Annotated in this window: 8 protein-coding genes and 3 pseudogenes; 6 read left to right on the top strand and 5 right to left on the bottom strand. The window is 61.3% G+C overall.

From position 1 onward, the window contains the following. Window positions 1–694: ATP-grasp domain-containing protein (locus IVA92_RS08310; RefSeq protein WP_247534188.1), on the top strand; the 694-nt coding region annotated here is incomplete at its 5' end. Window positions 695–1,828: 1,134 nt separating this feature from the next. Here the strand turns inward: IVA92_RS08310 and IVA92_RS08315 are convergent. Next, window positions 1,829–2,053 carry a transposase gene (locus IVA92_RS08315; RefSeq protein ID WP_346658119.1) on the bottom strand — a complete coding sequence of 75 codons (225 nt, stop codon included), beginning with the start codon at window positions 2,051–2,053 and terminating at the stop codon, window positions 1,829–1,831. Between the two features lie 14 nt (window positions 2,054–2,067). Between IVA92_RS08315 and IVA92_RS08320 the strand changes: the two genes are divergently transcribed. Continuing rightward, complete coding sequence (locus IVA92_RS08320; protein ID WP_247276628.1) at window positions 2,068–2,949, top strand: transposase; 882 nt, start codon at window positions 2,068–2,070, stop codon at window positions 2,947–2,949. Window positions 2,950–3,197: 248 nt separating this feature from the next. On the opposite strand, the pseudogene IVA92_RS08325 reads toward IVA92_RS08320, so the two are convergent. After that, window positions 3,198–3,434 (bottom strand): annotated as a pseudogene (locus IVA92_RS08325) (transposase); the annotation flags it as partial. 72 nt (window positions 3,435–3,506) lie between these two features. Here IVA92_RS08325 and IVA92_RS08330 point away from each other — a divergent pair. Then, window positions 3,507–4,828: pseudogene (locus IVA92_RS08330) on the top strand (IS1182 family transposase); the annotation flags it as partial. A gap of 119 nt (window positions 4,829–4,947) precedes the next feature. Here IVA92_RS08330 and IVA92_RS08335 read toward each other — a convergent pair. Then, window positions 4,948–5,693 (bottom strand): annotated as a pseudogene (locus IVA92_RS08335) (IS256 family transposase); the annotation flags it as partial. 779 nt (window positions 5,694–6,472) lie between these two features. Here IVA92_RS08335 and IVA92_RS35975 point away from each other — a divergent pair. The 3 genes from IVA92_RS35975 to IVA92_RS08350 all read left to right on the top strand — a co-directional run bounded on the left by IVA92_RS35975 (window position 6,473) and on the right by IVA92_RS08350 (window position 7,617). After that, window positions 6,473–6,757 carry a reverse transcriptase domain-containing protein gene (locus IVA92_RS35975; RefSeq protein WP_247276627.1) on the top strand — a complete coding sequence of 95 codons (285 nt, stop codon included), beginning with the start codon at window positions 6,473–6,475 and terminating at the stop codon, window positions 6,755–6,757. 225 nt (window positions 6,758–6,982) lie between these two features. After that, a complete protein-coding gene (locus IVA92_RS08345) occupies window positions 6,983–7,291 on the top strand; it encodes a reverse transcriptase domain-containing protein (protein ID WP_247276637.1) in 309 nt (102 codons plus the stop codon). After that, entirely contained in the window at window positions 7,288–7,617 is a 330-nt protein-coding gene (locus IVA92_RS08350; RefSeq protein ID WP_247276626.1) for a hypothetical protein, read from the top strand. Before IVA92_RS08345 ends, IVA92_RS08350 begins: the two co-directional genes overlap by 4 nt. A gap of 793 nt (window positions 7,618–8,410) precedes the next feature. On the opposite strand, the gene IVA92_RS08355 is transcribed toward IVA92_RS08350, so the two are convergent. Continuing rightward, window positions 8,411–9,760 (bottom strand): aminotransferase class III-fold pyridoxal phosphate-dependent enzyme, encoded by a 1,350-nt coding sequence (locus tag IVA92_RS08355; RefSeq protein WP_247276625.1) that lies wholly within the window; start codon window positions 9,758–9,760, stop codon window positions 8,411–8,413. A gap of 228 nt (window positions 9,761–9,988) precedes the next feature. Next, the coding region (locus IVA92_RS08360; protein WP_247534191.1) for an ATP-grasp domain-containing protein at window positions 9,989–10,679 on the bottom strand (691 nt) is incomplete at its 5' end.

Below are 10,679 nucleotides of genomic sequence, written 5' to 3' on the forward strand. Positions count from 1 at the left end.
GGTCATCACCAAGAAGCTCATCCGCGACGACGGCGTGGCGACGCCGAACTTTCGGGTGATGCGTCGCGGCACCGAGAGCACCGGCGACCTGCGATTCCCACTGGTCGTGAAGCCTCGCTACGAGTGCGTCAGCTTGGGATTGCAACTCGTACATGAGCCTAGCCGTTTGAGGCAAGCCGTAGAAATGATCGTCGCGCAGTATGGGCAGGATGCACTCGTGGAAGAATATATCGATGGGCGGGAAATCTGCGTCGCCCTGCTGGGAAACGAAGAGCCCGAGGTGTTACCTCCGGTGGAGCACGACTTCGGCGACCGCGAAACACGTGTTATCACCTGGGAAGACAAGAATCATATGACGGTTGCGGAGCCGCAGAAGATTTGCCCGGCGCAAATCGGGACTGAGCTTGCGACGATGCTGCGGGATATTTCGGTCGCGACCTTCCGTGCTTGCCTGGGTCGGGATTATGCCCGCGTCGACTTCCGGATCGACCGCTCCGGCCAGCCTTTTGTCCTCGAGATCAACTTCGGCCCGTCACTCAATATGACGCACTCTTATGTCCGGGCTGCGACGACCGGCGGATACAGCTTCTCGAACTTGGTCAATCGCATCCTCGATCTTGCCCACATACGGTATTTCGGGGTCTGCATCCCAAGGGCGAACACGCCGAATACCGGCCGAATTGTTCCGTGGTAGCCGGTCGTTGGACAATCTCTCTGCCGCTCGCCGGATTGCGATGATGTGAACGTTGTGATCCACTGACGATCGCCAAAGCTTCGACGGACACCAATCTCGATCGCGCCAAGCGTTTCGATGGTTCCTAGTCTCTGGATTTCTTTCGGCCAGACGCGCGAAGCGCGCACACTATATCGCCGTTCGCTCTTCATTGTGAGTTTAGGCGAACATGCAAATATCCTAGGGCTTCTCGCCTCGATCGTGCTAACTGTATCACAATGAAGTCGCCCATCGCAGGTGTCACCAAGGACAGCTATGAGTTGATGTCGCGGCAGATGAAGGTCGCCGAACGTTGGCTGCTCGATCATCCTACAGAGGTCGCATTGCTATCCATGAATGAACCAGGATACCTCCCGCGACGCTAAGACGGCTTGCACAGCGCCTCGGTTTCGATGGTTTTTATCGTTTGAAAGAGAAATTAGCGGAGACTGAGAACGGCCAGAAGGCTTTGCTTGGCGTGCAGAGGAGCTGCTGACGCGAGGCCGAGGGCGATGTTGCCCTCATCGGTGATACGATTGATGCCTTGCATGTCCACTGAGCAACCTCGCCCATCCATCCGCGATTGCGGTGCTGGCGGCCGCCGATGTCATCGGTGGAGGCCCGAAACATTTCTTGTTGCGGTCGCCCATACGACATTCCCCGAACGAGCTGCTCGCGGAAACCCGCGCCACTCCGCCATGCCGTGGGGACGATCCGACCATTGATCGACCTGTGCCTTGCTCCGCGCTTGTCTCGGCCTCCGCTCAACTTCCTGCGTTATGTCGGCCCAATGCTTGGCTCGCCCACTGTACCGATCGAGGGATTCGGCGGAACGCCTAATCATGTGCTCTGGTCTGTCGGTCCCGGAGACGTTCTACTCGCGAGTTCAGTTAGCCCGTACAAGCACTATCCAGTGCAGGCTGCCGAGTGTCTTGTGGAACTAATCCCGGCCAAGCGCGGCACCCGCGCGATAAAGCGTTGGAGGCCAACGAAGCACGTCTCTCGGCATTCGATACTCATATCCTTCAGATGCCGCGGAGGCGCGGAGCGATCGTGTCCCGTGGGGTGGTGCAGCTGAGTGTGGGTCACCACGTTCGCCGGCAAGGGCCGGATCGGTCAGCTGGCGATGGCCGGGAAGCTGACGGCGGGATCATCGCCCAACTGGGCGATGGTTTCCAGTGTCATGTAGCGACCGCGTTGAACCGTCCACTCGTCGTTCTGTTCGAGCAGAATGGCGCCAATCAGGCGGGTGATGGCCTCCTCATTCGGGAAGATGCCGACCACTTCGGTCCGTCGCTTGATCTCACCATTGACCCGTTCGAGCGGATTGGTAACCGGTATGAGATTTCTTAGAGGTGCATTCGATCCTGCACGCCCACCTGATCCCGAAGTGCCCGCATGCCGATCTTTTCAACGCCGCGGCCGGGCGTGGTTGGCCGCCCAACCGTTGCCGGACGATGAGCGCGCGGCGATCGATCGGCACGTCCGCGAGCTTGACCGGCTGGCGGAAGATCTGGCCCTGCTCGACCGCGAGATCGCAGGACGCCATCGACGATTCCGCGGTCAACAGATTGATGACGATCACCGGCGTCAACTTGGCGGTCGCCGCCGGCATCATGGGGGCGATCGGCGACATCAGCCGGTTCAACCGCCCGCAGAAGCTGGTGAGCTATTTCAAGCTGAACCCGCGGGTGCGGCAGTCCGGACCGGGCGCCGCCCATCACGGCCGCATCAGCAAGATCGGCCGCAGTCACGCGCGCGCCATGCTGGTCGAGGCGGCCTGGTCAGCGGCCAAGGCGCCCGGTCCGCTGCATGCGTTTTTCGTGCGCATCCGCGCCCGGCGCGGCGATCAGATCGCCGCGGTGGCCGTGGCCCGGAAGCTAACCGTGCTTTGCTGGCATTTGTTGACGAAGGGCGAGGATTACCTGTGGGCACGCCCGGCACTGGTCGCCATCAAGACCTGCGCGATGCAGCTTCAAGCCGGGCATCCGCAACAGAAAGGCAGCCGTCGCGGGCCAGCGTATGCCTACAACATCAAGGCATTGCGCGACCGCGAGATGTTGATTGCCGCCCAGGCAGAGCAAAGCTACGAGCGCTTGGTGACGCTGGAAACCACGGCGGCCAAAAACCGGCGCGCGGGCGCCTCAGCTCGGCAGGACAAAATAGGCAACCTGGTGGCGCTTGCAGCCGACGCCGCCACGCTTCGCCACGAGGTCGCCCGCGCCCGCCAAGGATAATCCCACCTGACGGCAAGTGCCAGCCAGGAATGCAGTCCCGTCACACGCCAGCATGCCGCCGTGCTCGGGGTCGGTCAAGGCCAAGCCTTGCGGCGGCCGCAAACGCGGCCAGCCTTGACCGACCCTGCGCGCGGCGGCTGCGAGATCGGTGGCCGGGACGGAAGAACGGGCCCGCGGCGCAGCCGAACAAAAGAATGGACGTACGCGATTTCTGCAATCGTCATCTCGGTCACGAAAAATCGCTTGCCCATCTTGGCCCGGTGCGCGGCCGGGAAGCTCATATAGGCGAGCACGTCGGTCTCGGCCTCGTCGAGGAAGCCGGCGAGCTTCGGCAGCTTCGGGCGGAGCTGATCGGCGACCTTGCGCCATTGAACCCGCGCCGCCTCGGCATCGTCCTGCGCGAAGGCGGTGGCGATGAAGGCGGAGACGACGCGCCGGCCGCTCTTGCCGGCATGGGCCAGTGCGTTGCGCATGAAGTGGACACGGGGGTCGTTGAAAAAGCTGCAATTGGCTGATTCCGTTCTCGTCGGCGATTCGCGATCGGCGGAGCAAACGAGATGCTGGGGCGCAAGGAGCGGGATCAGTTGGAGCTCTTCGTCACGGGATCGCTGAAACAGCTCGTCCCAGATGAGCACGTGCTGGCGCGGGTCGATCGTGTGCTCGACCTGTCTTGGTTAAGGGAAGAGGTCTCCGACTGCTATTGCGCGAACGACGGTCGGCCAGGCATCGATCCGGAAGCCGCGGTACGGCTGATGCTCGTGGGTCTGCTCACCGGGATCGTACACGATCGCAAGCTGATCCGTGAGGCTCAGGTCAACATCGCCATTCGCTGGTTTGCTGGTTATGGCCTGCACGAGCAGCTACCGCACCATTCAAGCCTGACGCGCATCCGCCAGCGCTGGGGCGAAGAGCGATTCCGTAGGATCTTCAAACGCACTGTCGAGGCCTGCCTGAAGGCCAAGATCGCAACAGCCGAAGTGGTTCACATCTATGCGTCGCTGATCCGCGCTAACGTGAGTTGGGACAGCCTCACCGAGCAGCATGTGATGGATGTGCTGAGCGAAAATCACGGTGAGGATGAAAGCGAACTCGAGAGAAAGGGCCGGCAGAGCGGCAAGTACAAGAAGATTTGCACCACCGATCCGGATGCGACAATGGCCACCAATGCCCGAAACCGGCGGCTGGAGCCCGCTTACAAGCAGCACACTGCCGTCGCTGACAAGGTCGGCGTCATTCTGGACGTCGCGATTACGACAGGACAAACGAACGAAGGGGAGATGATTGAGCCGCAAGTAGATGAGGTTGAAGCTGTGACAGGCGTCGACATCAAGACGGTCACCGCGGATGCCGGCTATGCCTACGCTAAGGTCTACGGTGCGCTCGAGCGGCGCGGCATCGACGCCCTGATCCCAGCTAAAGCCGAACCAATCAAGAGCCGCGTACCGCTCAGACAATTCCGATACGATGCCAAGCACGACATCTTGAAGTGCCCGCAAGGACGTATCTTGCGCCCCGGGCGACCCATCAAGTCGGCCGTTTCTTCTATTCGAAGGCGAAGGACTGTGCCCGGTGTCCGCTCAAGGGCGATTGCTTATCGAAAGGGCGGGTTAACAAAGCGGTCGTTATCGGTGACGATTATCCTGCACTGCTCCGCGCCCGCCGCCGTCGCGAGCGATGGAGCAGACAGGATCGACGGCTCTATCAGCGCCATCGCTGGCGCTCAGAGGGCTTCCACGGCGAAGCCAAGACCTGGCACGGACTGGCGCGCGCCATACGGCGTGGTCTGCCAAACATAAAGATCCAGGCCTACCTGACAGCCGCCGCCATCAACCTCAAGCGGCTGGCAGCCGGTCTCCTTGCGCTTATTCTGCCTTGGATTGTCCCTCATAGTGCGTTTGCGGCTTCAGATCGCGCTGTAGCGCGGGTTTTCACGCAAGGCCCATGACGGGGCTGGTCGCTGCATCGCGCGAAATCTATTGGCCACTTCTTCAACGCCCCCACACGGCAGCGCTGCCAGGTGGCATTGAGAACCTTTCCGAGCGTGGCCTTGATCCCCTCATGGGCGTCGGAGACGACCAGCTTGACGCCGCGCAGGCCGCGCCGCGCCAGCTTGCGCAGGAACGCCGTCCAGAACGTTTCGGCCTCGGACGGGCCGATATCCATGCCGAGCACTTCGCGCCGGCCGTCGCTGTTAACGCCGACCGCGACGATCACCGCGACAGATACGATGCGGCCGTTCTGGCGCACCTTCACGTAGGTGGCGTCGATCCACAAATACGGCCAGTCACCCTAGATCGGACGGGCTAGGAAGGCCTTCACCTTGTCGTCGATCTCGCGGCAGAGCCGGCTGACTTGGCTCTTTGAGATGCCGGTCATGCCCATCGCTTGCACCAGGTCGTCCACCGAACGGGTCGAGACGCCCTGCACATAGGCTTCCTGCACCACGGCGGTCAGCGCCTTCTCGGCCATCCGTCGCGGCTCCAAGAAGCCCGGAAGTAGGAGCCCTTGCGCAGCTTGGGGATGCGTAGTTCGACTGTGCCGGCGCGGGTCTCCCAGATCCGGTCGCGGTAGCCATTGCGCTGGGCCAGACGCTCGGGGGTCTTCTCGCCATAGGCGGCCCTGGTTTGGCTTTCGACTTCCAGCTCCATCAGGCGCTGGGCCGCAAAGCCGATCATCTCGCGCAACAGATCGGCATCAGGGGTCTTCTCCACCAGCGTGCGCAGGTCCATCATGTCGTCGGTCATCGGTGGTTCCTCGGTTGCGTTGGCGTGTCGCAACCCGATCCTACCGGAGAAACTGCCGGTGACCCCGCAAAGCCGCCCGCCCGCTACGGCGCTATTTGGGGGCGCGCGTCCGGGCGGCTTTGCTCTACCCAGCTACACCACCATCAGGGAGTACGTCATGCCAAGCTGATGATTTGCTTGTGGGTGCAGGTCCCATCCGGCCAAAGCTCTAGCAGGCAAGCCGGGACCGAGTCTTGCGGGCGTCGTGGTAACGCGGCGTCTGAAGTGTAGACAGGAGCCATGCGGGGTGCGGGAATGAGCCTCGAAAGGTGAAAGTTCGCGGAGGCCGAGTGTGTTCCCTAAGCACGAAGGCGGCACGAGCATCGTCGCTATACAAGACGATGCCGTTCCGTCGGGGTCGATGGCCGGATCACGCATGGAAGGTAATCATCGGAACATGAGAGGCCCGACGGGGTCCGTTGGATTGGTCTCCAATGGGGGGCAGCGGCAAGCCACTGCCAGAGCCGCGGTCCGAGCTGAGGTTGGGAGTCGGACTGATCCATAGTACCTGTGAAGTCGTCGAAGGAAAAGAGACGTATGGAGGGAAGGGGCCGGCCCGAGAGGAGCCTGCGCGAGAAGGCCAAGGGCCGAACACAGAGCCGGGTTGCCTTGCTGCCAAACCTCGCGCGGGTGAACGCAGCGGCCAAGCAGGCTGCCCAAACCCGGTTCACGGCCTTGCTGCACCATGTCGATGCGACGACAAAAGCGGCAGGCCAGCGCGGGGGATCGATGGGATAACGGTGGCCAAGTACGAAGAGAGGCTCACGGATAACATCCGCGACCTCTGTGCACGGATCCACGCTGGTCGCTACAGGCCACAGCCGGTGCGGCGGGTCTACATTCCCAAAGCCAATGGCGGCAAGCGGCCTCTCGGTGTGCCGACGCTGGAGGACAAGATCGTCCAAAGCGCGGTGGCCGAGGTGTTGAACGCCGTGTACGAGGCCGACTTCCTCGGGTTCTCCTACGGCTTCCGGCCAGGGCGGAATCCGCACATGGCGTTGATGCCCTGCATACAGCGATCATGAGTCAGCGCGTGAACTGGGTGCTCGATGCCGACATACGCAGCTTCTTCGACCACGAGTGGCTCTTGCGGATGGTGGCGCACAGGATCGCGATCCTCGCATCTTACGGCTCATCGGGCTGTGGCTACGAGCTGGCATTCTTGAGAGCGGCGAGAAGCACGATACGGACAGAGGCACGCCGCAAGGGGCAGGCATCAGCCCGCTCTTTGCCAACATCTCCTGCACTACATCCTCGATCTCTGGGTCCACCAATGGCGTCGACGCCATGCACGCGGTCGCATTCTGACAGTGCGCTATGCGGACGACTTCGTCATGGGCTTCGAGAACAAGGCAGATGAGCAGGAAATGCTCTTGGCCATCAAGGCGCGGCTGGCCAGCTTTGGCCTGACGCTAAATGAGGGCAAGACGCGACTGATCGAGTTCGGCCGGTTCGCGGCCCTCTCGCGTCAGCGGCGCGGCGAGCGGCGGCCCGAGAGTTCGCCTTCCTCGGCTTCACCCATTACTGCGGGCGGACCCGGGACGGCCGGTTCATCGTGAAGCACAAGACGGAAGGGAAACGCCTGACGCGCAAGCTGACGGCGTTGCGCAAGGACGCCTGGAGGCTCATGCACGAGTCACTGGCCACGCGGCACGAGTGGTTCGCCGCTGTCCCGCGGGGACACTATGGCTACTACGGCAGGCCGCACAATTATCCAGCGCTCAACGGCTTCTACCGCGAAGTGCGTCGGACGTGGATGCGCTGTCTGAGACGGCGCAGCCAGAAAAGTCGGCGCATGGGCTGGTCGGAGTTCGAGACCCTGACGGCACGCTTCCGTCTGCCCGCTCCACGCATCACTCGCACTTGGGCGCAGGCGCGGATATGACGCGGGTTACCCTCGGGAAGAGCCGGGTGCGGGAAAGCCGCCTGCCCGGATCTGTGAGGGCGAAAGCCAAATGGCTGAGCTACTCGACCACGACCCGCGGAGCAGTGATCGACGTTCACGGCTCTCGTGTGTAGGGTCATGTTGTGGGGGCAGCACAGCCTATGAAGCGTTCTCCGCTACCGAACGATCAAATCGTCGAAAGGCGCTCAATCTGGGCTCTGAATCAATTTCGCCGCGATCGGCGATCACGCCGCCTTGATCAGCCTTTCCGCCTTGTTCCCTTGGCTTCACCAGCTATTATGGCGGAGTCTTCTCGCATCAGTTCATCATCGATTGCGCTCTTGTCCTTTCCGATGCGTACCGGCGCGACATCGTCGCCGACCAGACACGAGATCTCGGGATTCCCGCGCAAGGGGTCTCCACACATGCGCTTGAGCACGCCGGGTTATCCGAGCACTCGCATCGGCATGCTCGACCATGTTGCCTTACGCTATGAGTATAGCGTCGGCACCCGGAAGTTTAGTTCTTTCGTAGTTCTGTGGGATCCTCTGCTGACGCTTCATCGTTGGCCTCGCGGCCAGCGATGCACGGCTTGGGGCCAATGCGGCTCGCTACGATGAATTTTCACTGACTACTCCCCTGCCGGTCTCCCGGCGTAATCGCCGAAGCGTATGCTCCGCGAGAAGGGATGCGACAGTGCCGAAGTGCGCGAGGAATGGACCAACGCGGAACCAGGCCCGTCACCGCCAATCGCAGGCTCCAACGTGCGATTGGCCGGACAATGTCACGGCCGCTACTTGCCCCCGGATTCGAGAAGGTCGTTTGCCGCGGCGACAAGCGACGCTGTGGCCTCCTGTACTTCGCACTCGGAAATTGTCAAAGGCAATAGTAGCATCGCATGATCGCCTGCTTCACTTCGGGAACTACCACTGCTGGCGTAGATCACCAACCCACGTTTGAGCGCGGCGCGCTGAAATCGATCGCCGTAGCGACCTGGCGAAACGGCTCGAGAATTGTTGGTTGCGGAGGTAATGATATCAAAACCAATCATCTGTCCGATGCCGCGGATTTTCTTGATCAGCTCGCCCGGAAGCTCCTTGCGAAGCGAACTTCGCAGTAGTTCGCCCATGCGCGTCGCGTTTGCAGCGACGCTTCCATCCGCCAACCGGTCCAAGACAGCCAGTCCCACGGCCGCGCCGGCAGGACTGCAAGCAAATGTCTGACCGTTCTGAAAATACTTGCCGCGTGCCAACGGCCCGTGAACCACCCGCTCACTCACTAGAAGTGCCGACAAAGGGTAATAACCGGCGCTGATCGCCTTGCCGCAGATAACGATGTCAGGCTCGACGTTCCAGTGCATGCTTGCGAATGGCCGCCCGGTGCGACCGAAACAAGTCATGACCTCGTCGGCAATTAGCAGTATGTCGTGGTGGCGGCAGAGCTCCCGAACCCGCGGCAGATACCGTGGGTCCGGCGGCGCGGCACTCAGCGCGGCACCGACGATCGGCTCGACGATCACCGCTGCGACATTCTCCGGACCTTCCTCAATGATCGCGTCCTCGATCGATTGTGCACATTCTAGCGCGCAAGTCGACGCCTCAAGGCCGAACTCGCAGGCGCCGCAATGCGCATGGGAAGCCTTGGCGCACGCCGCAAGAACGCCCTCATAAGGCTTCCGGCGCGCGACGAACCCTCCGGCGCCGAGTCCAGCAATTGTATTTCCATGATAAGAGGCGTTGCGTCCCACGATCTTGCGCCGTTGCGGTCGCCCGTCGGCGAAATGATGTTGAAGCGCCAATTTGAGAGACGCCTCGACTGCGTCGGAACCGCTGCTGAAAGTGATCGCCCGCGACATGCTCGGCGGACCGAAATCGAGCAATTGTCGAGCGTAACGCTCGACGATTTCGGAGCTAAACTGCCGTGACGGAAAAAGCGTCAACTTGCGACTCTGGGCGTGCAGCGCGTCGATGATCTTTTCGTCTCCATGACCGAAGATGAGAGAACCCGATCCGCAGGACGCATCGAGATAGCGCGTCCCATCGGCGTCTACGAGATAAGGACCATCGCCGCCCATTATTCGCGCGCCAAGTTCCCCCGGCGTCGAATAGGCGGTTCGTGAAGGAAGAACACGGATTTCTGTCAAAGGACCCTCCAGCGCCACTCGAAGTTGATGGCCTAGTTTGCAGCTCAGGGATGAAGTCTTTACGAGAAATGCCGTCCACGGTAGCCGGCACTGGACAGTTCATTGCTTGATCCGTTTCTGGGCCATCGTAATTGGTGTCCGTCGAAGCTTTGGCAATCGTCAGTGCATCACAACGTTCACATCGTCGCAATCCGGCGAGCGCCAGAGTCTTTGCCCAACGACCGGCTATCACGGAACAATTTGGTCGGTATTCGGCGTATTCGCCCTTGGGATGGAGACCCCGAAATACCGTATGTGGGCAAGATCGAGGATGCGATTGACCAAGTTCGAGAAGCTGTATCCGCCGGTCGTCGCAGCCCGGACATAAGAGTGCGTCATATTGAGTGACGGGCTGGAGTTGATCTCGAGGACAAAAGGCTGGCCGGAGCGGTCGATCCGGAAGTCGACGCGGGCATAATCCCGACCCAGGCAGGCACGGAAGGTCGCGACCGAAATATCCCGCAGCATCGTCGCAAGCTCAGTCCCGATTTGCGCCGGGCAAATCTTCTGCGGCGCCGCCACAGCTATATAGTGCTTGTCTTCCCAGGTGATAACACGTCTTTCGCGGTCGCCGAAGTCGTGCTCCACGGGAGGTAACACCTCGAGTTCTTCGTTTCCCAGCAGGGCGACGCAGAGCTCCCGCCCATCGATATATTCTTCCACGAGTGCATCCTGCCCATACTGCGCGACGATCATCTCTACGGCTTGCCTCAAACGGCTAGGTTCATGTACGAGTTGCAATCCAAAGCTGTTGGATTCGCGACGCGGCTTCACGACCAGCGGGAATCGCAGGTCGCCGGTGCTCTCGGTGCCGCGACGCATCACCCGAAAGTTCGGCGTCGCCACGCCGTCGTCGCGGATGAGCTTCTTGGTGATGACC

The sequence above is a fragment of the Bradyrhizobium sp. 154 genome, from assembly GCF_023073875.1.
Classification (GTDB): Bacteria; Pseudomonadota; Alphaproteobacteria; order Rhizobiales; family Xanthobacteraceae; genus Bradyrhizobium.